Origin of the sequence: Sphaerisporangium dianthi (genome assembly GCF_042654065.1) — a bacterium.
Lineage (GTDB): Bacteria > Actinomycetota > Actinomycetes > Streptosporangiales > Streptosporangiaceae > Sphaerisporangium > Sphaerisporangium dianthi.
In genome coordinates this window covers 1-24,022 of record NZ_JBHSFP010000020.1, presented here as the reverse complement: position 1 = coordinate 24,022, position 24,022 = coordinate 1, and the positions used below count along the sequence as shown (strand labels likewise).

At 73.3% G+C, this 24,022-nt stretch carries 7 protein-coding genes and 1 pseudogene; 3 read left to right on the top strand and 5 right to left on the bottom strand.

Annotation, left to right across the window (positions count from 1 at the left end; genetic code table 11):
* The first annotated feature begins 16 nt into the window (after positions 1 to 16).
* On the top strand, positions 17 to 811 hold the full coding sequence (locus ACFO60_RS25420; protein ID WP_380844226.1) for a 4'-phosphopantetheinyl transferase family protein: 795 nt from the start codon (positions 17 to 19) through the stop codon (positions 809 to 811).
* Positions 812 to 968: 157 nt separating this feature from the next.
* Here ACFO60_RS25420 and ACFO60_RS25415 read toward each other — a convergent pair whose 3' ends face one another.
* From ACFO60_RS25415 to ACFO60_RS25400, 4 genes are all read right to left on the bottom strand, one after another.
* Complete coding sequence (locus ACFO60_RS25415; protein WP_380844224.1) at positions 969 to 6,461, bottom strand: ATP-binding protein; 5,493 nt, start codon at positions 6,459 to 6,461, stop codon at positions 969 to 971.
* A 10-nt stretch (positions 6,462 to 6,471) separates the two neighbouring features.
* Positions 6,472 to 15,069 (bottom strand): SDR family NAD(P)-dependent oxidoreductase, encoded by an 8,598-nt coding sequence (locus ACFO60_RS25410; RefSeq protein WP_380844222.1) that lies wholly within the window; start codon positions 15,067 to 15,069, stop codon positions 6,472 to 6,474.
* Positions 15,066 to 16,760, bottom strand: a complete 1,695-nt coding sequence (locus ACFO60_RS25405; RefSeq protein WP_380844220.1) for an acyl-CoA dehydrogenase family protein — start codon at positions 16,758 to 16,760, stop codon at positions 15,066 to 15,068. Before ACFO60_RS25405 ends, ACFO60_RS25410 begins: the two co-directional genes overlap by 4 nt.
* A gap of 766 nt (positions 16,761 to 17,526) precedes the next feature.
* The gene (locus ACFO60_RS25400) at positions 17,527 to 17,670 is read right to left on the bottom strand and encodes a hypothetical protein (protein ID WP_380844218.1); all 144 of its coding nucleotides are present in this window, start codon (positions 17,668 to 17,670) and stop codon (positions 17,527 to 17,529) included.
* Between the two features lie 168 nt (positions 17,671 to 17,838).
* Between ACFO60_RS25400 and fxsT the strand changes: the two genes are divergently transcribed.
* Positions 17,839 to 20,367 carry an FxSxx-COOH system tetratricopeptide repeat protein gene (fxsT, locus tag ACFO60_RS25395; RefSeq protein WP_380844216.1) on the top strand — a complete coding sequence of 843 codons (2,529 nt, stop codon included), beginning with the start codon at positions 17,839 to 17,841 and terminating at the stop codon, positions 20,365 to 20,367.
* 83 nt (positions 20,368 to 20,450) lie between these two features.
* Here fxsT and ACFO60_RS25390 read toward each other — a convergent pair whose 3' ends face one another.
* Positions 20,451 to 21,863 (bottom strand): dihydrolipoyl dehydrogenase family protein, encoded by a 1,413-nt coding sequence (locus ACFO60_RS25390; protein ID WP_380844214.1) that lies wholly within the window; start codon positions 21,861 to 21,863, stop codon positions 20,451 to 20,453.
* Positions 21,864 to 22,196: 333 nt separating this feature from the next.
* Between ACFO60_RS25390 and ACFO60_RS25385 the strand changes: the two are divergent.
* A pseudogene (locus ACFO60_RS25385) lies at positions 22,197 to 24,022 on the top strand (DNA-directed RNA polymerase subunit beta); the annotation flags it as partial.

The window sequence follows — 24,022 nt, the reverse complement described above, 5'->3', positions numbered from 1 at the left end:
GAAAGATCCTCGCGGGATGAGATGGCTGGCCCGAGCGGAGACCGACGTGCCCGCCGGCGGCGACTGGCTGTCGGCGGCGGAGGCGAAGCGGGCCGGGGCGATGCGCTTCTCCAAACGCCGCACCGAATACCTGACCGCCCGCTGGACCGCCAAGCAGGCGCTGCGGCGGTATCCGCCCGCCCAGCCGTACCCGGCCTCCGCCGGGCTCGCCGAGCTGGAGGTGCGCAACCGCCCGAGCGGCGCCCCCGAGGCGTACGCCGCCGGCCGGCCGCTGCCGGTGGGCATCTCGCTGACCGACCGCGCCGGATGGGCGGTGTGCCTGCTCACCGCGGGACCGGAGGCGATCGGCTGCGACCTTGAGCTGGTCGAGCCGCGCAGCGCGGCGTTCGTGGCCGACTGCTTCACCTCCGCCGAGGGCCGGTTCGCCGGCGGCGATCACCTGAGGGCCAACCTGGTGTGGTCGGCCAAGGAGAGCGCTCTGAAGGTGCTCGGCACCGGCCTGCGCAAGGACACCCGCTCGGTCGAGGTGACCGTCGCCGGCGGCCGCGACCCGGGTGAGCCCGGTGACGGGGACGGGAACGCGGACGGGTGGGGGGCCCTGACGGTGCGGACCACCGAGGGGACGGTCATGCACGGCTGGTGGCGCAGGTTCGGCGCCTTCGTCCTCACCGTGGCCGCGGACCGTCCCGTTCCGGTCCCGGTGTCACTGGAGGATCCGCCCGCCCTCGCGTCCGCCACTCCCGCGCACACCTGGCTCACCCGCCCCGAGAACGCTTCCCGTGCGGGAACACGCCGATCCGGCGGTCGTTGATCCTCCCGGTGGCGCCGGTGTGCGTCGCCGTTGTCCACGCGAGAGCCTGCGGTTCAAGGGCCGGACCGCAGCCCGCCGGCCGATCCCGGCCCCGTACTCGAGCTGGAAGGGCCCGCGCCAGCTGGAAGGGCCCGCGCCGAAACAGGAAACACGCAGTTCAGGCCCCGCCGCCCCGGGAGGTGTGGCGGGCCATGCCGCGCTCCAGGGCGTCGATCACGTACGGGCGCAGGCGGGAGGGCGGGATGATGCGGTCGACCGAGCCCATGGCCAGGGCGCGTTCGATGCTGTGGACGCCGTCGAACTCGGCGGCCACCGCGCGCAGCTTCTCGGCGCGTACCTCCTCGCGCACCTCCCGCAGCCGCGAGCGCGGCCCGGACTCGCGCACCGCCACCACGCGCGGATCCTGCTCGGTGCGCGAGGTGATCTCGCGCGCGAACACGACCGCGGCGGCCGGCGCGCCGCCGATGACCGACGAGTACGAGCCTTCCAGCGCGGCGATCTCCATCTCGCCGTTCAGCCGTTTGGAGAAGACCACGAACGCGCCGCCGTGATAGCGCGAGACGACGACGAAGACGATCGGCCCGTCGAAGTTCGTGACCGCCCGGCCGATCTCGGCGCCGTACTCGAGCTGCCGGCGCCGCATCGACTCCGGTGACCCGTCGAATCCCGACAGGTTGGCCAGCACGACGAGCGGCCGGTTGCCGCCGGCGGCGTTGATCGCCCTGGCGATTTTCTTGGAGGCCTGCGGGAACAGGGTGCCCCCCGTCCACGCGGGCGGCCCGTCCGCGGGCACGAACCCGCGCCGGGGGAGCGGGGCCGACTCCACGCCGAGCATGCACACCGGGACGCCGCCGACGTGGGTGTCCCACACGACCGCCACCTCGGCGTCACGCCAGCGCGACCACCGCTCCAGCGGCTCGGCCTCCACGTCGGACACCGCGCGCATCACCGACCGGATGTCGAACGGCCGCTTGCGGCCGGGGTTGCGCTCGGCGGAGAACACCTCGCCGAGCATGGTGAACTCCGGTCCGCGGTGCGGCGCCTCGCACACGTCCCGGGCGGCCGGGTCGGCGGTGCGCCGCCGCCGGGGGAAACGCTCGCCGGGCACGACGTAGGTGTGCTCGTAGTGGCGCAGCAGGATGCGGCAGGCCTCCGTCAGGGTGGCGGCGCTGTACTGCGCCTGGCCGTTCGGGCCCATGATGCGCTCGAAGCCGCCGATGCCGTGGTTGTCGTCCGCGGACACGCCGCCGGAGAAGTCCAGCGCCTGCTTGCCGGTGAGCACCATCGCGCTGCCCGCCACCATCACCAGAATGCCCCGCGTGTGGGTGAGCATGGTGGCCTCGGCGTTCCAGTACGGCTGGGCGCCGACGTTGATGCCGGTGACCACCACGTTGACCTCGCCCCCGGCCTGGGTGAACTCGATCAGCCTGCGCAGCACCGCGGCGATCCAGTCCATGTTCTCGGTGCCGCTGTCCATCGCGATGCGCGCGCCGGAGGACACGGCGAACCACTCGACCGGCACGCGCATGCGCTCGGCCAGGTCGAGGGCCGCGATGATGCGCCGGCATTCGGGCTCGGCCAGCGCGCCGAGGCTGCGCGTCGGGTCGCCGAGGATGACCACCCGGGCCATGCCCTCGGGCACCTTGGCGGTGTCGTTGGTGATGACGCCGACGACGAGGGCGGCGGTGTTCCCGCCGGGCGGCCGGTCCACCGGGACGAGCGAGCCGTCGGCGGCCAGGTCGTGCTCGGAGAAGCGCCCCGGCGGGAAGTCGCCCGGGGTGCCCTCCGGCGGGGCCAGCATCCTGACGATCTCGTACGGGTACGGCGCGCCGGCCCGCCGGGCCCGCACGACCTTGCGCCGGTACTCGGTCAGAGGCCGGATCGGCTCCTCGCCGTAGGGCATCTCGCGAACGGTGACCCGTCCCTCGTCCAGCCCTTCCAGGTAAAGGACGCGGGGCCACAGCCGGCCCTCGGCGTCGGGCGTCCGCACGCGCAGCACCACCTTGTCCAGCCCGACGCCCATGGCGAGCCTGGCGAAGGGCCGCAGCAGGTGCCGCCAGCGGTCCTTGGGCACGTCGAACGGCGGCCGCACGTAGAGCACGATGCGGTTGGACTGCGGGCGCCGCCCGGCGGGCAGTCCGGTCAGCGCGCGCCGCATCGCGGCCAGGGACTGCAGCCCCATCCGCTCCAGGCGGGGCAGCGACACGACGCGGCCCTCCTCGTCGCGCACCGGGGTCAGGTCGCGCACCTCGGCGAAGGCGAACAGGCGCACGTCCGCGGGGTTCTCCCTGGCCACGCCGCGGAACAGGTAGACGTCCTCGACCGAGCGCAGCCGTTCCAGGTCGAAGCGGGCCAGCCGCCACAGCTCGGCGCGCTCGGCGATCATCGGGTGCAGGTTGCGGAAGATCGGCTCTTCCGCGAGGCCCGCCGCGGTCCGGCGGTAGGTGAAGTGCTGGGTGCGCCGATGCTGGCCGCCGGCTCCCCTGTCGCTGGTGACGGTGACGCACAGGCGGCCCGTCCGGGCGCCGAGGTCGAGGCCGGCGAGCAGCCGTTCGATCTCCTTGGCCAGCTCGCCGGCGCCGGGACGTTTCCCGGGCCGCCAGGCGACCAGCTCCACGATGGCCGAGCGGGCCGGGTCGACGCCGGCCAGGTGCGCGGCGACGGCCGCGAGCGCCTCGGGCGCCTCCTCGAGCGCGGTGTAGGCCACGACCAGGTGGTACGGCGTGCCGTCTTCATCGAAGTCGGCGGTGCCGAGCGGCCCGTCCCAGCAGAGCCGCTCCAGCGCGCGGGTGCGGTAGAACCGCCGGATGTAGACCTCGACGACGACCTTCCTGAAGTCGGGTCCCGCCGCCCGCCAGGCGGCCAGCAGCGGGCCCCGCATGGGCTGCGAGCACCAGACCAGCCGCTCGATGAGCTCGTCGCGGTCGGCCCTGGCGGGGTCGGCGGCCAGGTCTGCCAGGTGCGCCGCCATCTCCCGGTACACCGCCGCGAGGGACCGCTCGTACATCGGGGCGTCGAAGTAGTTGAACCGAACGTCCCTGGCCAGGTCGGCGATCATCGGGTGCCGCGTCTGGGCGGCGACGGCGAGCCGGTCGAGCAGGTCGCGCCGGCGCGGGCCGGCGGCAGGGGCGAGCAGGTCGCGGTGGCGCATCCAACGCTCCAGCACGGCCTCCACCGCGGGCGCCAGCTCGTGGGCGCGGTGGAACGCCCGGAACAGCCAGACGACGGCCTCCTCGGTCTGGGGCGTGCGTTCGAGGGTGGTGACGCCGTAGCGGGCGAGGACGCGCAGCAGCAGCGCGCGGAAGCCCTGCGGCAGGCCGGCCCGCTCGGGGTCGAGCCACTGCACGTAGGACAGCAGGTACTCCTGCGCGCTCGCGTGCCGGGATTCGCCGGGCTCGGGTAGCGGCCGGCAGAGGCCGCTCACGTCGGCGAACAGGTCCAGGAACTCCTCCTCGGCGGCCATCAGGCCGGGGTCGTCCGGCGGCAGGGACTTCGCGAGGCCGGCCTGGTCCGCCTGGCGGGGATCGAGGTCGAAGCCGAGCAGGCAGCCGTTGAGCACCTCGTAGACCGGCGCGTACCGGCCGCCGTCGTCACCGCCGGTCACCAGCGCCGAGAAGCCGACCGGCCGCCCGTCCGCGGGTTCGGCGTCCGGCGGATCCTCCTCGCGGACGCGCAGCAGCGGCCGGCCCTCGGCGACCTGGGTGTTGACGGCCGCCTCGACGCTGATGACCCGTCCCGCGCGGGGCGCGGCGAGCGTCGACTCCGTCTTCATGCTCTCGACGGTGACCAGCGGGTCGCCCTGGCGGACCCGCGCGCCGGGGCGGACGTGCACGGCGACGACCAGCGCGGGGAACTCGGCGCGCACGACGTCACCGTCGTCGCGGCGCACGCGGTGCGCGGTCCAGCGGTCCTGGCGCTCGATCTCCACCAGGCAGGTGGCCCCGTCCAGGACGACCTGGGTGCGGTGGCGGGCGCCGCCGCAGGTCAGCCGCCGCTCGTAGCCGTCGCGTCGCTCGACGCGCACGTCCACCGGCCCCTCGCCGGTTTTCACCCGGTAACGGCCCGGCGCGACGCGCAGCACCGTGAGGTCGTACGCCACGCCGTGGTGGCGCAGCCGCACCCGGCGCCCGCGCTCGTCCGACACCTCTGGACGCCCTCGGGCCGCGGCCGCGTGGAAGGCGGCCCGCTCGGCGGCGTGGTCGGCGTCGTGCGCCTCGATCGCCGCCTGCAGCACCGCGAGCGGGTCGGGGCCGGGCAGGTGCTCGCCGCGGGCCGTCATCTCTTCCAGCCAGCGGTCGTCGGCCCGGCCCTGCCTGATCTCGTCGTGGTCGAGCAGCGTGAGCAGGAACGACCGGTTGGTGGCGCCGCCCTGGACGACCAGCCGGGTGCCCGCCAGCGCCCGCCGCAGCCGGGCGAGCGCCTCGTCGCGGTTCTGGCCCCAGGCCGTCACGTTGGCGATCACGGAGTCGGACCAGGGAGGCACGACATCGCCCTCGGAGACGCCCGCGTCGACGCGGACGCCCGGGCCGGCAGGCGGCCGGAAGAGCGCCACGCGCCCCGGCGCGGGGGCGAACCCCCGCTCGGGGCTCTCCGCGCGCAATCGCGCCTCGACGGCGTGCCCGCGCGGCGCCGGAGGCTCGCCCATGAGACGACCGCCCATGGCCACGTGCAGTTGCAGCTTGACCAGGTCGATGCCGGCGGTCTCCTCGGTCACCGGGTGCCCCTCCTGCAGCCGGGTGCCGACCTGCGTGAACATGTGCCGGCCGGTCGCCGGGTCCACCAGGAACTCCACCGTGCCGGCGTTGCGGTAGCCGGCGGCCCGGGCCAGCCGCGCCGCGGCGTCGCTGACGGCACGCTCGGTGGCCGCGTCCAGGGCGGTGCAGGACGACTCCTCGATGACCTTCTGGTGGCGCCGCTGGACGCTGAGGTCGCGCACGCCGGGCGTCCAGACGGTGCCGTGGCCGTCGGCGATGATCTGCACCTCGACGTGCCTGGCGCGTGGGATCAGGCTTTCCAGGAAGACGGCGGGGTCGCCGAAGGCCGCGTCGGCGTCGGCTCGGGCCGCGGCCAGCGCGGCGCCCAGTTCGCGCGGCTCGCGCACGATCCTGATGCCGCGCCCGCCGCCGGCCGCCGCCTTGACGACCACGGGATAGCCGAGGTCGCCGGCGTGGCGCCCGGCGTCGGCGGCGTCGCTCAGCGGGCCGTGGCTCCACGGCACGACCGGCACATCGGCCTGCTCCGCGAGCAACCGGGCGGCGATCCTGTCGCCGAACAGGCGGATGGTCCCGCTGTCCGGGCCGACGAAGGTGATGCCGGCCTTCTCGCAGAGCTCCGCCAGAGACGCGTGCCCGGACACGAAGCCCCAGCCGACCCACACCGCGTCGGCGCCGGCCTTGTGCAGAGCGGCGATGACGCGTTCCTCGTCGAGGTAGGCCGACTTGCGCCGGCCGTCCTCGGGGTCGACGTAGGTGGCCTCGCCGAGCGGCACCGCCTCGTCGGCCATGCGCACGTAACAGGCGTCGGCGTCCAGGTCGGGGTACAGGACGATGGTGGTGATGCGGGGCGCGCCACCGTCGCGGTTGAGTTCCGCGACGGCGTCGAGCGCCCGCAGCGCCGGCTCGCCGCGGTCGACGATCGCGAGCCGTCTCATGGTGTCCATGTCATGCCACCGGGGTGAGCATGGCGCGCTGCTCGGCCGGCAGCTCGCCGGGGACGGGGGTGCCGCGGTATCCGTCCACGCGCGTGAGGACCCGGCCCTCCGCGTCGAGCACGGCGCAGGCGAACCGGTCGCCGTCGGCCGTGACGACCGCTCGCACGGGTCCGGCGTCCCGGCCCGCGTCCTGGCCGGCGTCCCGGCCGTCGCCCCGGTCATCCCCGGCGCTCGCGCGCCGGACGCCCGGGCCGGCTCCGGCCGCCTCGTCGCGGTACACCGTGACGCGGTCGACGTGCAGCGGCAGCGCCATCCGGCCGGTCCTGGCCGCCTGGGACAGGGCCGCGGTCTGGAAGCACAGCTCGATCAGCCGGGGGTCGGTGACCATGGGAGAGGTGGCGGGATCGCGGTCGGGCGGCAGGCCGGCCGCCATCGTCGCCGCCGCGCCGTCCTTGTGGCTCCAGGCCGATGCGACCACCTGGTAGGCGGGTCCGTGGAAGAACACCCGGTACACCTCGGACGCGGGCATCGTCGTGCCGGGCTCCTCGACCGGCGGTTCCTGATCGGGCGCGGGCGCGGCCCGCGACAGGCGGACGGCGCCGGTGAAGTGGACGGTGCGCCGCGGGACCGCCGAGCCCGGAACGGGCCGCTCGGCCGAAAGGACGCAGCGGGCCAGCAGGTCGCCGCCCACCCGGTGGACCGTCGCCCGCACGGTCAGCGTGCGCGGCTCGTCGCGGTAGAACTTGACCGGCGCGAGGAAGTCGACGTCCTCCACCGCGGTGACCCGCAGCCCGGGAGCGGCCAGGCGCGCCGCCTCGGCGAACGCCTCGATGCCCATCACGCCGGGCAGGACGGCGACGCCGTCGATGCGGTGGTGGTCGAGGAAGGGCTGCCGCTTCGGGTCGAGCGTGACGCGCGTCGTCAGCCCCGAGTACACGCCGTACGCCTCGGCCGTCCCGGCCATCGGCCCGGCCTCGGCCGCGCCCGCCGCCTGAAAGGCGTCCAGGTCCAGCCCGCCGGTCGGGTGGGCCTCGTCACCGAGCAGGCCGAGCGCGCCTGCGACCAGCACCTCGCCGCGGTCCGCCGAGCGGGTCAGCTCGCCGCGCACCCACGGCACGCCCACCTCGGGTGCGAGCGTCTCGATGCCCGCCATCTCCATGATCTTCGGGATGGAGCCGCGGGTGGCCATGCCGATGCCGGCCCACGCCGTCCAGTCCAGGACGATCGCCCGCGTTCCCGGGCGGGTGCGCCGCATGCCGCTCGCCGCCTTGCACAGCAGGTCGTTGGCGGCGCTGTAGTCGGTCTGGCCGGCGTTGCCGAACCGCCCGGCGACCGAGCCGAAGGCGACGGTGGCGGCCACGGGCATGTCGCCGATGGCGCGCATCAGGTTGAACCAGCCGTCGCTCTTGACGTCGAAGACCAGGTCGAACTCGCCGGGGCGCTTGTCGGCCAGGGACCGGCTCACCTCGACGCCCGCCGCGTGCACCAGCACGTCGACGTGGCCGCTCGTCGCCCGCACCTGGTCCACGATCCGCTCGACGGCGCCGGGGTCGGTGAGATCCACCTGGTGGTAGCGCGCCGTGCCACCGGCCCGCTCGACGGCCCGGACGGCGGCGAGCGCCGCGTCCAGCCGTTCGTAGTGGGCCAGTTCGTGCTCGATCAGCACCGGCGTCGGCCGCTTGCCCTCCTGCTTGAGCCGCAGCGCGATGTCGGCCTTGAGCCCTTCGTGGTCGGTGGCGTACTTGCGCAGCTCAGGGTCGCCGGGGTCGGGTTCGGCGGTGAGGTCGAGCAGGTGGAACACGCCGGGGGCCGCAGCCGCCAGGTCGGCGGTGATGGCCGACACGATGCCGCCCGCCGCGCCGGTGACGACGAAGACGCTGTCCGGGCCGAGCGCGAGGCCCGGCCGGTCGCCGCCGTCGTCGTGCCACGCGCGCTCCTCCAGGCCGACGGTCCACCGCAGGCCGTCGGCGCGGCCGACCTCGACGCAGCCGGGGTCGCGGAGCGTCTCCTCGATGAGCATGTCGGCGATGGCGCCGGTCTTTCGGCCGGTGGCGAAGTCCACCGCCTTGACCAGTGCGTCCGGTGTCTCCCGCCGGTAGGCCTTGGCGAAACCGGTGACCGCGCCGCCCAGCGGCGCCGTCGCCCCGGCCTCGTCGTAGCCGTGGTAGCCGCCGAGGCGGGTGCCGGTCACCAGGAACGGCGACCGCGCGCAGAGCCGGCGGACGACGGCGTACAGGTTCTTCACCCGGCGACGCGTCGCCTCACGCCAGCCGGCCAGGTCCATGGCGGCCGTCGCTCCCTCGTCGTCGAGGGCCGGCAGCCAGTAGACGCCGTGCACGCCGCCGTCGGCGAGCCACGCGTCCAGATGGCCGGTCAGCTCGTCGGCGGGGGCCGCGGGGTCGAGCGTGAGCACGTCGCAGCCGAGCTTCTCCAGCCGGCCTGTCAGCGCCTTGCCGACGCCGCCGGTGTCCCGCGCCACCACGACCCGGGCGCCGGCGGCCAGCGTGACGCCGGTCGGCGCGCACACCGCGATGGCGGGGCGCAACACCGGCACCGGAACGCGCCGCGGGTACCGTCCGGCGGCCTGCCCGGCGTCCGGCGCCTTCTCGCCCTCCGCGACGGCGTCCCCGGGCGCGATGATCTGCGGCGCGGGTGCGGGCTCCTCCTCCGCGGGGGCGGCGGTCCGGGGCGCCGGTGCGGGCTTCTCCTCTGCGGGCGCGGCGGTCCGGGGCGCGGGTGCCGGCTCCTCCACCGCGGGCGCGGCGGGGGTGAGGCGGTCGCGGATCCAGCCGATGACGTGGTCGAGGGTGGGGAAGTCGCGCAGGCGCATGTCGGGGTCGCGCTGGAGGGCGTAGCGTTCGCGGACGGCGGCGAAGATCTCGGCCTGCTTGACGGTGTCGACGCCGAGGTCGGCTTCGAGGTCCAGGTCGGGTTCCAGCAGCTCGGGCGGGTAGCCGGTCATCTCGGAGACGATCTCGACGACCGAGCCGGCCACCTCGTCGGCGGGCTCGGGCGTCCCGTCGCCGGAGGCGTCGCCGCCCACGGGTGCCGGTGCGTCCGAGGGGATCTCGGCGGTCTCGCCGGGCCCGTCCAGGGCGGGGGTGAGGCGGTCGCGGATCCAGCCGATGACGTGGTCGAGGGTGGGGAAGTCGCGCAGGCGCATGTCGGGGTCGCGCTGGAGGGCGTAGCGTTCGCGGACGGCGGCGAAGATCTCGGCCTGCTTGACGGTGTCGACGCCGAGGTCGGCTTCGAGGTCCAGGTCGGGTTCCAGCAGCTCGGGCGGGTAGCCGGTCATCTCGGAGACGATCTCGACGACCGAGCCGGCCACCTCGTCGGCGGGCGGCGCGGCCTCGGCGTGAGCCGGAGGTTCCGGCGCGGCGGGGACGCCGGCCTGCGGGAAGGTGGTCAATGGCGGCGCGGGTGAGGAAGCGGCGAAGGCCCGCGCCGCCGGTGAGGTGGCGGCCGGAGCCCGATCCGGGGGTGCGGGGGTGGCCGGAATGGTCGTCCGGCGTTCGGGCCCGGCCAGGTACGAGGTCCGAGGAATGGCCGCCGCGGCGGGAAGGGTCGCGGCGGGGGCCGCGAGGGCCACGGCGGAGGCCGGTGCCGGGGGCCCGACGGGAGGCGCCGCCGCCGGGGCCATCGCCGGGGGTGCGGCGTAGGTCGCGGCCGGAGCCGCGGCGGACGACGCCAGAGCCGCGGCGGGCGCCGGGGCGCCGCCGTCGTCGAGGCGCAGGCGGCGCTGCACGACCTCCAGAGGCGCGTCGGGCCGCCCGCCCAGCGCGGCGATCCACCGCTGCCACGCGGCGTGGTCGTCGATGCGGTAGGCGTACCCCAGCTCGCCGGGGCGGCGGCGCCTCCCGTCGGGCATCGGCGTCCAGCGCATCAGCGTCATCGCGATCTGCGAGCCGAACCCGGCCGCCAGGCGCAGGGCGTACCGCACCGGGTAGGTGCCGCCGGCCGACAGGTTCAGCGGGCCGAGTTCGGGGTCGGGCTCCTTGAAGTTCGGCACCGGCGGCACGATGCCGGTCTCCAGCGCCTTGATCGCGACGACGTCCTCGATGCCGGCGCCCATCGCGTGGCCGGTGAAGCCCTTGGTGTTGGTGACGACGATCGAGTCCGCGGCGGTGCCGAAGGCGTGCCGCAGTGCGCTGATCTCGGCGGCGGCGCTCCCGCCGCGGGCGGGGGTGTAGGTCTCGTGGGAGACGAACACGGTCTCCGGGGCGATCTCGTAACGGTCGATCCCGTGGCTCTCGGCCTGCCGGACGACCCGCTCCATGACCTGCTCGATGTGCTCGACGTCGAGGCGGGTGCCGTGGAAGGCGCTGTTGGCGGTGACGGTGCCCAGCACCTCGCAGATCGGCCGCAGGCCGCGCTCGCGGGCGGCCGCGGCCGACTCGACCACGATGGCGGCCGCGCCGGCCCCCACGATCATGCCGTGGCGCCGCCGGTCGAACGGGGTGGCGGCGTCCTCGACGAGGTCGTCGGTCGCCGCCGCGCCGGAGGCCAGGAAGCCCGAGCCGATCCACGGCAGCAGCGTGTCGGAGGTCGCGTCGTCGGCGGAGACGACGATCACCCGCCGGCAGCGGCCGGCGCGGATCCAGTCCTCGGCCAGGCCGACGGCCTGCGTCGTGCTGGCGCAGGCGGCGTTCACCTGCGTGTTCGGGCCGCGCGCGCCGATGATCTCGGCGAACTGGGAGTGCCCCATGGACAGGCAGCGGAACAGGAACCGCCGGTCGAACGCGTACGGCTCGGCCCGCAGGCGGTCGCGCAGCTCACCGATGCGCCGGTCCACCTCGGCGGTCGCCGGCTCATCGGCGCGCATGCGCGAACGCACGGCCTCGAGCGCGAGGAGCTGCTCCCTGCGGGCGCGGTCGGTGTAGTAACGCTCGAGGTCGCCGGCGAAGGCGTCGTAGCCGGGGAACGCGGAGGCGAAGATCACGCCGGTGTCGTCGCGCAGCGCGTCCGGCAGGCCCCAGCGGTCGGGCAGGCGGGTGCCGAGCGTCGTGGTCTTGTAGTGCATGACCAGCGGGACGCCGGCGTCGCGCAGCGCGTCGAACCCGGCGCCGATGGCCAGGCGGGTGGCCACGTCGAGCGCGGCGTCCCTGGCGGCGTCCACGCCGAACTCGGCGACGACGTCCAGCGGCGCGTTGCGCCCGGCCAGCTTCACGACGTCGGCCTCGCTGTCGATGGCCTCGAACGTCGGGTCACCGGACTCGCGCTTGACCAGGCGGGTGATGTGCCGGTCGACCATCGCGCGGCGCAGCCGGTGCGGAATGGTGTCGATGAACTGCTGCCCGTCCAGAATGCGGGACAGGTTCTCGTCGTCGAAGACGCGCGGGGTGCCGGGCAGCCCGAGCGCGGCGCCGGTCACGACGACCGGCTCGGCGGCGGGCACGCCGTCCGGCGTGACCCCGCACATCGCCAGGCCCTGCTCCAGGGTCTCTGTGAACAGCCGGCCGAGCTTGGCATAGGTGTCGCTGGTCATGGTGGCGGACCTCGCAGGGCGGTGGGGGAGGGGGGCGGCGGGCACGGGACCGCGCGCCTGGACGTGGGCCGCAGCGCTTCCCTGGACGTGGGCTGGAGCGCTCTCGTGGACGTGTGCGGGGGTGCTCTCCTGGACGTGGGCTGGAGCGCTCGCCCGGACGTGGGCCGGGGTGCTCGCCTGGATGTGTGCCGGGGTGTCCGCCCGGACGTGGGCGGGTGTGCTCGCCGTCCCGGGCGCCGGGTAGGCGAGGCCGGCCGCGTACAGGCCGCACAGCGCCTGGTTGAACGACGCCACCTCGCCCGTCTTGGGATGGTTGGTGAACAGCGTCAGCACGTCGTCGTGCGCGGTGCCGAGCACGTCCTCGGCGAAGCCGTGCAGCGCCTTCTTCGGGCCGACCTCGACGAACACCCGCGCGCCCGCGTCGTACAGGGTGCGCAGTCCGGTGACGAACTGCACGGGTGAGGCGACCTGGCGGCCGAGGATGTCCAGCATCGTCTCCACGCCGGCGTCGGCCGGGTAGAACTCGCCGGTCACGTTGGCGACGATCGGCAGGGACGGAGGCCGGACGTCCAGGCGGCGCAGCGCCGTCTTCAGCGGCTCGCTCGCCGGGGCGACGATCGAGGTGTGGAAGGCGTGGCTGACCGGGATCGGCATCGCGGTCATCCCGGCCGCGCGGAACGTCTCGACGATCTTCCTGACCGCGGGGGTGGCGCCGCCGACGACGGCCTGCCCGGTGCTGTTGATGTTGGCGATGACGACGTAGCCGTCGGCCGCCGCCACGACGCGCCCGATCTCCTCGAGCGGGCCGAGCACCGCGGCCATCGCGCCGTTGTCGGGCAGGGAGAGCGAGGCCATCTCGTGGCCGCGCGCGCTGACCGCCTCCAGTGCGGCCTCGAAGGTCAGCGACCCGGCGGCGACGAGCGCGCCGTACTCGCCGAGGCTGTGCCCCATCACCAAGTCGGGGCGGACGCCGTAGGCGGCCAGCAGCCGGGTCAGCGCGGCGTCCACCGTCAGCACGGCGGGCTGGGTGATCTCGGTCTGCAGCAGCAGCCGCTCCAGCGCCTCGGTGTCCCCGGAGGTGGAGAAGATGTAGGAGGTCAGGGGGCGGCCCAGCAGCGGGGTCATGATGCGGTCGGCCTCGTCGAACGTCGCCGCGACGATGGGCTCGCTCTCGCGCAGCCCGCGCAGCATGTCGACGTACTGCGAGCCCTGGCCGGTGTAGAGGAAGGCGACCTTCGGGGCGGGGCCGCGCCCGGCGAAGACGCCCTTGGCGCGCAGCATGCGCCACATCGCCCGGTCGTCCTTGCGCAGCGCCGCGACGGCTCTGGCCGCCTTGTTCGCCAGGTCGGCCCGGTCGGTGTAGTCGATGGCGACGCGCAGCGCGGCGCCGGCGAGCGCCGGGTCGGGCGCGGTGGGCGCGGGGGCCGCCTCGAGACGTTCGAGCCGGGCGATGACCTCGGCCTCGTCCGCTCCGCCGACCACCGCGACGCCGCGCAGCGGCGCCTTGGCCGCCTGGAGCGGTCCCGCCGCGGTGGCGAGGGCGGCGGGGGCCGTCGTGGTCGCGGACGTGCCCGGCGAGACCGCGGCCGCGGCCCCGTACGGAGGAACGGCCTCGGCGGCCGGTCGCGGCGCCGCGGCGGCCTCGGCCGTTCTCGGGGGAAGGGCCGCGCCGGCGAAGGAGCGCGGGGCGTCCTCGGCGCGGTGCCGGCCCGGCACGTACTCCTCCAGCACGACGTGGAAGTTCGTCCCGCCGAAACCGAACGCGCTGACCCCGGCGCTCCGGACGCCGCCGGATGGCCGCCGCCAGTCGCGCAGCTCGGTGTTGACCCGGAACGGCACGGCCGACCAGTCGACGTTCGGGTTCGGCTCGTGGAAGTGCAGACTCGGGACCAGCAGCCCGTCGCGCAGGCTCAGCACGGTTTTGAGCAGCCCGGCCGCGCCGGCCGCCGCCTTCAGGTGGCCGAAGTTGGACTTCACCGAGCCCAGGGCGATCGCGCCGGGACCGGCCTTCTGGAAGACCTCGCTCAGCGCGCCCAGCTCGGTGGCGTCGCCGACCCTGGTGGAGGTGCCGTGCGCCTCGACGTAGGTGGCGCACGCCGGGTCCAGACCGGCCGCCGCCCAGGCCCGCTCGATCGCGAGCCGCTGGCCGATCGGGTTGGGCGCGGTGATGCCCTTGCCCTTGCCGTCGCTCGCCCCGGCCAGCCCCAGCAGCACCGCGTAGACGCGGTCGCCGTCGCGCTCGGCGTCCGACAGGCGCTTGAGCACGAACAGCGCGGCGCCCTCGCCCATGACGAACCCGTCGGCGCCGGCGTCGAACGGCCGGGTGCCGGTCGCCGACAGCGCGCCGATCTTGCAGAACTTCACGAACGCGGACACGCCCATGTTGCGGTCGACGCCGCCGCTGAGCGCCACGTCGAAGTCGCCCACCTGCAGGCCGCGCACGGCCGAGGTCAGGGCGGCAAGGCCCGACGCGCACGCCGCGTCGGTGGTGAAGTTGGGCCCGCGGAAGTTGAACAGGTTCGCCACCCGTCCGGCGATGATGTTGGCCAGCTCGCCCGGCATGGTGTCCTCGGTGACCGGCGGCAGCTTCGCCTTGTAGGAGTCCTCGACCTCCGCCAGCACCGCGGCGCGCACGGCCGGAGGCAGGACGCCGAACGACGGGGCGGCGCGCAGCTCGCGTTCGAGCTCGGGGAACTCGATGCGCAGGTTGGTCTGGTAGTGCTTCTCGCCGCCGATGGCGTTGCCGATGATGACGGCCACGCGCTCGGGATCGGTGCTCCAGCCCGGCCAGCCGGCGTCCAGCAGCGCCTCCCGGCCCGCGCCGACCGCCCACTTCTGGCCGATGTCGAGCTGGGCCGCCACGGTCGGCGGCACGGCGAGCCGCCACCCCATCGGGTCCCACGGGTACTCCCGCACCCAGCCGCCGATGCGCGAGTACGTCTTGTCGGGGGCGCGGGGGTCGGGGTCGTAGTACAGGTCCGGGTCCCAGCGGTCGGCGGGGGTGCCCGAGATGGAGTACCGGCCGCCCTTCACGTTGTCCCAGAAGGCCCCGGCGTCGGGGGCGTCCGGCAGGATGGCGCCGACGCCGACGACGGCGACGGGTTCGAGCGGCATGGCGTTCATGAGGCGTTCCCGGTGTCGGCGCGGCCGTAGAGCACGTCCGCGATCAGGTCCATGTCCGTGAGCAGCCCCCGCTGGGCGGCCCGCACCTCCGCGAGAGGCAGCGGGCGCGTCTCGCCCGCGAAGGGAGGCGCGTCGCCGGCCGCGGCGAAGTGCGCACCCGGTCCCGCGGGCAGCGCGCCGGTGACCCACCGCGACCCTTCCTCGGCGATCTTCATGGCCGCCTCGCGGGCGAAGAGGCGGCTGATGGCGGCCAGCGCGGCCGGGCCGAAGCGCCGGTCGGCCTTCTCCGGCAGCGTGTCCGCGAGGGCGGCGGCGGCGCGGCGGGCGAGCACGGCCGCGGCCTCGCCGTAGGCGACCAGCTCGCCGAGCCGGAACAGCACGTGCTGGCTGCGGGTGAGCCGGTCGGCCCGGCAGGCCTCCATCACGCCGGTGAGGCATTCGAGGGCGAGGGCGGCGGTCGTCGCGCCGGTCTCGGCGGGCAGCAGCGCGAGGGTCTTGGCGACGTCGTGGTAGGAGGCGCCCCGGGTCTTCAGGTGGCGCTGCCAGCGGTCCCTGGCGATCGTCATCTCCAGGATCTCCGAGGTGCCCTCGTAGATCGTCGTGATCCGCACGTCGCGCTTGATCTTCTCGACCATGTACGGGCGCGTGTAGCCGTAGCCGCCGTGCGCCTGGATCGCGGCCTCGGCGGCGGCGTTGCCCGCCTCGGTGGCGAGGTACTTGGCGATCGCGCCCTCGGTGTTGAGCGCGCCGCCCTCGCCCTCTCCGGCGTCGATGCGCAGCGAGGTGTCCTCGATGTACGCGCGGGCCGCTTCGAGCCGCACCACGTGCGGCACGATCAGCTTGTGGGTGTAGCCCTGCTTGTCCGACAGGGGAGCGCCCCCCTGCACGCGGTCGGCCGAGTACCTGATGGCGCGGTCGGTGGCCTCCCAGCCGCCGCCCAGGCCGAAGGCCGCGACCATCAGCCGCGTGTAGCCGAACACCTGCTGGGCCTGCACCAGGCCCTTGCCCTCGACGAGGCCCACGAGGTTCTCCGCCGGCACGAACACCTCGTCCAGGACCAGCGCCGCGGTGTTGGACAGCCGGATGCCGTGCTTGTCCTCCGGCGGCGCCGAGGAGAATCCGGCGGAGCCCTTCTCGACCACGAACCAGGACGGGCCGCCCGGGGTCATCGCCAGGATCGTGTAGGCGTCGGCGATCGAGCCGTTGCTGATCCACTGCTTGCGCCCGTCGAGGACGTACCCGCCCTCCACAGGACGGGCGGTGGTGCGCAGCGCGCCGAGGTCGCTGCCGGCCTCGGGCTCGGTGGCGCCGTAGGCGAACAGGATGCCCTCGGAGGCGATGCGGCCGAGCCACAGCTCCTTCTGCCCTGGTGTGCCGCCGAACAGGATGGGGTCGCTGCCGAGGAAGGTGGCGAACACCGAGGTGGCCACGCCGATGTCCAGGCGGGCCAGACGCTCGCAGATGAGGTAGGAGTCGAGGGCGTCGCCGCCCATCCCGCCGTAGGCCTCCGGGACGAAGGCCAGCTGGACGCCCAGGTCGTCGCCGCACATCGCGCGGATGACGTCCTCCGGGCAGGTGTCCTCGTGGTCCAGTTCGAGTTGTCTCTCCTCCGGCAGGGCGGCGCCGACGAAGTCGTCGAGTGCCTGGAGCATGAGGGTGAGGGTTCCCAGGTCGAGGCCACTCGAGTTCATGACTCGCCTCCCTTGCGTCAGTGATCCGTCCGTGCGGGGCCCGGGTGATGGTCTCCACGGCTCCGCGCCGGGCGCGGGGCGGCTTCGACGTCCTCTCGAACGTAGGCAGCCCGATCAGTACGGGGCAGGCGGCGGAGTGCCCGAGTCCCGGTGACTTTGGTCCTCGAAGCCGATCACCACCACACGACGAAACGTCCCCGTCTCACCTGCGGGCGACAGGTTTCACCCACGGGCGGCAGGAGAAGTCCTCAATGATCACGACGGAATCCGGATGCTCCGAGATGCCGTGCGAGTGGTACCAGCGGCGTCTCCGGACGAGGATTCCCCCGGTCTCGCCGGCGAAAGCACCGTTGTCCGATGCACGTGGCCATCTCCCAGGGAATATGGCGTGCTGCAGGGTCCCTGCCGGCACGTTTGATGGCTAAATGAGAAATTCATCATAGTTTGTCGTTAGGGAAACATCGGTAGGGAAAACGGAGTGCACCGCGTGCGGTTCGATCGGAGCGTTCAAGCCGGGTGTCCCCGGAGGTCGTCCGCTGAGAGTTCCGCGCACCAGGGCGTTCACACACGTGGCGTCGTCGCCGAACCTCGTCGTCATGTACGGGGTGACGCGGGCGAGATCGCGGGGACCGGAAGAATGGTCGTACCTCCGGCGGGCCCGTGGCCGAGCAACACCCCGGTGGGCAGGCTCTCGCCGCCGACCCCCGTGGCCATATCGTCGCCGCCGGGCGTCACAGGCGATGTCCGAAGGCCGGTGGCGAGCGGGTCAGAGGGAGGACTGGAACGTGAACGGCACTTCCGGAGCCTCGGAGACCCGCGACAGCGCGCGCCGTAGCTGCTTGTCGGGTATCGATTTCAGTTCTTCGAAGCTGTAGCCGGTGAGATCGATGATGTCGGTTTCATCGTTCATGTCCCGCTCCGACCATCGCGGCGATCGTTATGGACGCCCGCAGTGTCGTGTTCACGCCGGGTTCTTCGAGAACGTACGCGGCTATATTGATTCTGCTGCGCTCAATCGCCTGTACCCGAGCATAAGCTGAAGACACGTGCTTTCGGATGCGGCGGAGGCCCTGTGAACATGCGGAATCCCGAACAGATCCCTGACCGCCTGCCCGCGGTCTGGGGTGATCGCATTCCAGGGCGCAACAAGAACTTCACCGGTCGCGAAGCACTGCTGACCGAGTTACGCAGGAGCCTGAAGACCTCGACCCGGGCCGCCGTGCTGCCCCAGGCGCTGCACGGGCAGGGCGGGGTGGGCAAGACGCAGTTGGCCACCGAGTACGTCTGGAGGTACCGGGGGGCCTACGACCTGGTCTCCTGGATCCCGGCCGACCAGGTCGACCTGCTCAGGGGCGCGCTCGCGGCCCTGGCGCCCAGGCTCGGCCTGCCGGCCGGCGGCGTCGTCGGCACCGAGGAGGCCGCCGCGTCCGTGCGCGAGGCCCTCCAGCGCGGCGAGCCGTACGCCAGCTGGCTGCTGGTCCTCGACAACGCCGACCAGCCAGAAGACATCGTGGACTTCATCCCGCACGGCGGCCCCGGCCACGTGCTGGTCACCTCGCGCAACAACCGGTGGAGCGGCATGGCCGACACCGTGCCGGTCGACGTCTTCACCCGGGAGGAGAGCCTGGCCTTCCTGGCCAAGCGCCTCATGCGCGACGTCGACCCGGTCGACGCGGGCCGGCTGGCCGAAGAGCTCGGAGATCTGCCGCTCGCGCTGGAGCAGGCGGCCGCTCTACAGCTGCAGAGCGGCATCTCGGTCGACGACTACATCGAGAAGCTGTCCGCCGAGACCGGCAAGCTGCTCAAGCAGGGCAAGGGCGGCGAGTACCCGCTGTCGGTGACCGGCGCCTGGCAACTGTCGGTGCAGCGGGTCGAGGACCGCGTGCCCGAGGGCGCCGAGATGCTGCGGTGCTGCGCCTTCTTCGGCCCCGACCCGATCCCGCGCGACGTCTTCCGGCGCGGCAACAAGACGCCCGACATCGCCCGCATGCGGCCCATCCTGTCGGACACCATCCTGCTGAGCCGGGCGCTCGGCGAGCTCGGACGCTTCGCGCTGGTGAGCGTCGACTCCGACGCCGGCACCATCACGGTGCACCGGCTGATCCAGGCGCTGGTCCGCGACAGCCTCGACGAGGCCCAGCACAAGGAGTTCCGGCGGGAGGTCCACCTGCTTCTGGCGGAGAGCGCGCCCGGCGACCCGGAGGACACCGGCAAGTGGCGGCGCTTCGCCGACCTGGTGCCCCACGTGGGGCCCTCGCGCCTCGCCACGTCCGAGGACCCGCGCGTGCGCGCCTTCGCCGTCAACGTCGTGCGCTACCTCTACCACATCGGCAACTACCAGCTCGCCAAGACCTTCGCCGAGGACTTCCAGGACAAGTGGACCACCGCGTCCGGTCACCGCGATCCGGACGTGCTGCGGCTGCGCCGGCATCTCGGCAACGTGCTGTGGCAGCTCGGAGAGTACGAGGCCTCCCGCACGACCAACGAGGTGACCCTGGCGCTGATGCGCGAGGTCTTCGGCCCCGAGCACGAAGAGACGCTCCGCGTCACCAACAGCTACGGGGGCAATCTGCGGGCCGCAGGCGAGTTCCTGGCCGCTCGCGAGTATGACGCCCAGTCGAGACTCGCGCACGAGCGGGTGATGGAGGAGAACTCCCCGGCCACGCTGCGGGTGATCAACAGCCTGGCGCTGGACCACGTGCTCCTCAGCGACCACAAGACGGGGCGCCGGCTGCACGAGCTCGCCTACCTCCTGCAGAGCAGCGCCGGCACCGGCGTCGGCAGGCGGGACGTCCTCGACTCCTGGAACAGCCTCGCCCGCGTGGTGCGGCTGTCGGGGGACTACTCCGCCGCCTGCGACCTGGGGGAGGAGGCCTACTCCTTCGGCCGGCGCGAGCTCGGGGTGGAACACCCGGTCAGCGTCCTCACCGCCAAGGACCTGTCCATCGCCAGGCGGCGGGCCGGCGACACGCAGGGAGCGCTGGAGCTGTCGCTCGAGGCCTACGAGCGGGCCGAGAAGCTGTTCGGCGGCGACAACCCCCTGACGATGTCGGCCGCGGTGGCCCTTGCCAACACGCTGCGGCGCGCCGGCGACCTCGCCGGATCCTTCGCCCACACCCGGGACACCGCGTCGCGCTACGAGCGGGTCTACGGCCCCGACCATCCCTTCACCCATGGATGCCTGGCCAACCTCGCGCTGCTCTACCGGCATCGCGGCGACGCATCACGGGCGCGCGAGCTGAACGAGCGCGCGTGGGCCGGCCTGATGGCGCGGCTGGGCGAGGAGCACGAGTACAGCTTCACCGCGGCGATCAACCTGGCGGGCGACCTGGCCGCGCTCGGCGACGCCGACGCGGCCTGCGAGCTCGGCGAGCGCGTGCTCGAGCGATCCCGCTCCTTCTTCGGCGAAGACCACTTCCTCACGCTGTCCGCCGCCGTGAACCTCGTGATCGACCGCAGGGCGCAGGGGGCGGACGCCGAGGCCGACGCGCTGCACAGGGACACCTTCGCGCGCTACGAGCGCACCCTCCAGCCGGACAACCCCGACCGGATTCAGGCACAGAGCGGCACGCGCATCGACTGGGACTTCGACCCGCCGCTCATTTGACCCCGCCCCGTCTCGGCCGTCCTGAGCGTGCACCCCGTCCCACCGCGTGCGCGGCTCCGGTCGGATGCCCGGAGCCGCGGGGGTCACAGGCCGTAGGCCTCCAGGAGGCGGAGCCAGATCTCGCTGACGGTGGGGAAGGGCGGCACCGCGTGCCACAGCCGCTCCAGCGGCACCTCGGCGGTGACGGCGATGGTGGCGGCGTGCAGCAGCTCGGCCGCGCCCGGGCCGGCGAAGGTCACGCCGAGCAGCACACGGCGCTCGGTGTCGACCACGGCCTTGGCCCTGCCCCGGTAGCCGTCGCCCAGCAGATACGCGCCGGTCACCGCACCGAGGTCGTACTCGACCGCCCGCACGGGGAAGCCGTCGGCGCGGGCGAGCGCCTCGGTGCGGCCCACCGCGCAGACCTGCGGGTCGGTGAAGACCACCTGCGGCGCCCCGTACCCGCCGGCGCCGGCGCGCATGGAGGGCAGGTCGTCGGGCTCTCCCTTGGCCCGGGCGGCGATGACGTCGCCGCAGGCGCGCGCCTGGTACTTGCCCATGTGGGTCAGCAGATCACGTCCGTTGACGTCGCCCACGGCGTACAGCCAGCCACCGTCGACGCCGGTGGCGCGCATGCTGTCGTCGACCTCCACGAACCGGTCGCCGGGCAGCCCGACCGACTCCAGGCCGATGCCGTCGACGGCGGGGCGGCGGCCGGTGGCCACGAGCAGCTCGTCGGCCTCCACGAGCGCCCCCGAGGACAGGTGCACGGTGACCGGGCCGCCCGGGGAAGACCGCTCGACCCGGACCACGCCGGTGCCGGTGCGCACATCGATGCCCGAGGCGGCGAACGACTCGGCCACCAACTCGGAGGCGAACGGCTCCATGCGCGGCAGCAGGCGATCTCCGCGGACCAGCATCGTCGTCCGCGCCGCGCCGAGCCCGTGCATGGCCTGGGCCATCTCGCAGGCCACCACGCCGCCGCCGATGACGGCCAGGCTCCCGGGAACGGCCTTGACGGCGGTGACCTCGTGGCTGGTCCACGGCTCGGCCTCGGCCAGGCCCGGCACCGGCGGGACGGCCGCGTGGCTGCCGGTCGCGAGCACGACCGCGTGCCTGGCGGTCAGCGAGCGCGACCCGCCCCCGGGCTCGGCCACCCGCACCCGCAGCGGGCCGTCCAGGCTTCCCCTCCCGCGGACGAACGTCGCGGGCACCCCTTCGATCCACCGCACCTGGCCGGTGTCGTCGTAGTGGGAGACGGCCTCGTCGCGGCGGGCCAGCACGGCGCCGGCGTCGATCGGGCCGAGCCGCAGGCCGGGCATCCGGCCGACCTCGGCGGCGAGCTCGACCGGGCGCAGCAGCGCCTTGCTCGGCACGCACGCCCAATAGGAGCACTCGCCTCCGGCGAGGCCGCCCTCGACGACCGCCACGGTGAGGCCGCCTCGCCCCGCCCGGTCGGCGACGTTCTCGCCTGCGGGCCCGCCGCCGATCACGATGACATCGAACTCGTCCGGCACGACTGCCTCCCCTTCTCCGGGTTTTCCGGGAGAAGACCATCATGCCCGCTTCGAGCGCCGCGGAGATCGGCAGGGTACGGCTCGGGCGCCCGCCGCGAAGGAGGCGATGCCGCCGCCACCGCGCGCACCGTGGCGGGAGGAGTTGACGGGGCCGCCCCGGCTATGAAATGCTGAGCGCGGCACCGAGGTTGATGCTTATGGCATGCTTGGACATTTGTCTGCAATCTACGTTATGCTGCTCCCTCGCGCTGTCTCTCGACGCCCCCGGATCGCTCTGGGGCGTTTAGCGTGCGCGCAGTTCGACTCCATCCGTGCCCTCCGGAAGGACATCTGTTGGCAGCCTCGCGTAACGCTTCCACCGTACCCGCTGGTCCTCATCGCGTTTCTTTCGCGCGCATCCAGGAAGCGCTCGAAGTTCCCGATCTTCTCGCGCTGCAGACCGAGTCGTTCGACTGGCTGCTCGGCAACGAGAAATGGCGGTCGCGGGTCGAAGCGGCTCGCCAGGCCGGGCGCAAGGACGTTCCCGCCCAGTCGGGCCTCGAAGAGATCTTCGAAGAGATCAGTCCCATCGAGGACTTCTCCGGAACGATGTCCTTGTCGTTCCGCGATCACCGGTTCGAGCCGCCCAAGTACTCGGTCGACGAGTGCAAAGACAAGGACATGACCTTCTCCGCCCCGATGTTCGTCACGGCGGAGTTCATCAACAACACCACCGGCGAGATCAAGAGCCAGACGGTGTTCATGGGCGACTTCCCGCTCATGACGCCGAAAGGCACGTTCGTCATCAACGGCACCGAGCGTGTGGTGGTCTCGCAGCTGGTCCGCTCGCCCGGCGTCTATTTCGAGCGCAACGCCGACAAGACGTCGGACAAGGACCTCTACAGCTGCAAGGTGATCCCCTCGCGGGGCGCATGGCTCGAGTTCGAGATCGACAAGCGCGACAGCGTCGGGGTGCGCGTCGACCGCAAGCGCAAGCAGGCCGTCACGGTCCTGCTGAAGGCGCTGGGGTGGACCAGCGACCAGATCCTCGAGCGGTTCGGCCGGTTCGAGTCGATGCGCGCCACCCTGGAGAAGGACCACACCTCCGGCCAGGACGACGCCCTGCTCGACATCTACCGCAAGCTGCGCCCGGGCGAGCCTCCGACCAAGGAGTCCGCGCAGGCGCTGCTGGAGAACCTCTACTTCAATCCCAAGCGCTACGACCTGGCCAAGGTCGGCCGCTACAAGATCAATAAGAAGCTCGGCGTCGCCAGCGAGATCTCCCACGGGACGCTCACCGAAGAGGACATCGTCGCCACCATCGAGTACATCGTCCGGCTGCACGCGGGCGAGGACTCGATGCCGGCCTCCCCGGAGGCGCAGGCCGACACCCTCATCGTCGAGGTCGACGACATCGACCACTTCGGCAACCGCCGCCTGCGCAGCGTCGGCGAGCTCATCCAGAACCAGGTCCGCCTGGGCCTGGCCCGTATGGAGCGCGTCGTGCGCGAGCGCATGACCACGCAGGACGTCGAGGCGATCACGCCGCAGACCCTGATCAACATCCGCCCGGTCGTGGCGTCGATGAAGGAGTTCTTCGGCACCTCGCAGCTGTCGCAGTTCATGGACCAGACCAACCCGCTGGCCGGCCTGACGCACAAGCGGCGTCTTAACGCGCTCGGCCCCGGTGGCCTGTCGCGTGAGCGGGCAGGCTTCGAGGTCCGTGACGTGCACCCGTCCCACTACGGCCGCATGTGCCCGATCGAGACGCCCGAAGGCCCGAACATCGGCCTGATCGGCTCGCTGGCCTCCTACGGCCGCATCAACGCCTTCGGTTTCGTGGAGACCCCCTACCGCAAGGTCGTCGACGGCAAGGTGACCGAACAGATCGACTACCTCACGGCCGACGAGGAGGACCGCTTCGTCAAGGCCCAGGCCAACACGATCCTCAACCCCGACGGCACGTTCGCCGACTCCCGGGTCCTGGTCCGCACCAAGGGCGGCGAGACCGAACTGGCCCGTGCAGAGGAAGTCGACTACATCGACGTGTCACCCCGCCAGATGGTGTCGGTGGCGACGGCGATGATCCCGTTCCTGGAGCACGACGACGCCAACCGCGCGTTGATGGGCTCCAACATGCAGCGTCAGTCGGTGCCGTTGCTGAAGAGCGAGGCGCCGCT

Bases quoted from the DNA above. Each gene is read 5' to 3' on its own strand.
- fxsT (WP_380844216.1), top strand. From the start codon at position 17,839: ATGCGGAATCCCGAACAGATCCCTGACCGCCTGCCCGCGGTCTGGGGT.
- ACFO60_RS25400 (WP_380844218.1), bottom strand. From the start codon at position 17,670: ATGAACGATGAAACCGACATCATCGATCTCACCGGCTACAGCTTCGAA.
- ACFO60_RS25410 (WP_380844222.1), bottom strand. From the start codon at position 15,069: ATGAACGCCATGCCGCTCGAACCCGTCGCCGTCGTCGGCGTCGGCGCC.
- ACFO60_RS25420 (WP_380844226.1), top strand. From the start codon at position 17: ATGAGATGGCTGGCCCGAGCGGAGACCGACGTGCCCGCCGGCGGCGAC.
- ACFO60_RS25405 (WP_380844220.1), bottom strand. From the start codon at position 16,760: ATGAACTCGAGTGGCCTCGACCTGGGAACCCTCACCCTCATGCTCCAG.
- ACFO60_RS25415 (WP_380844224.1), bottom strand. From the start codon at position 6,461: ATGAGACGGCTCGCGATCGTCGACCGCGGCGAGCCGGCGCTGCGGGCG.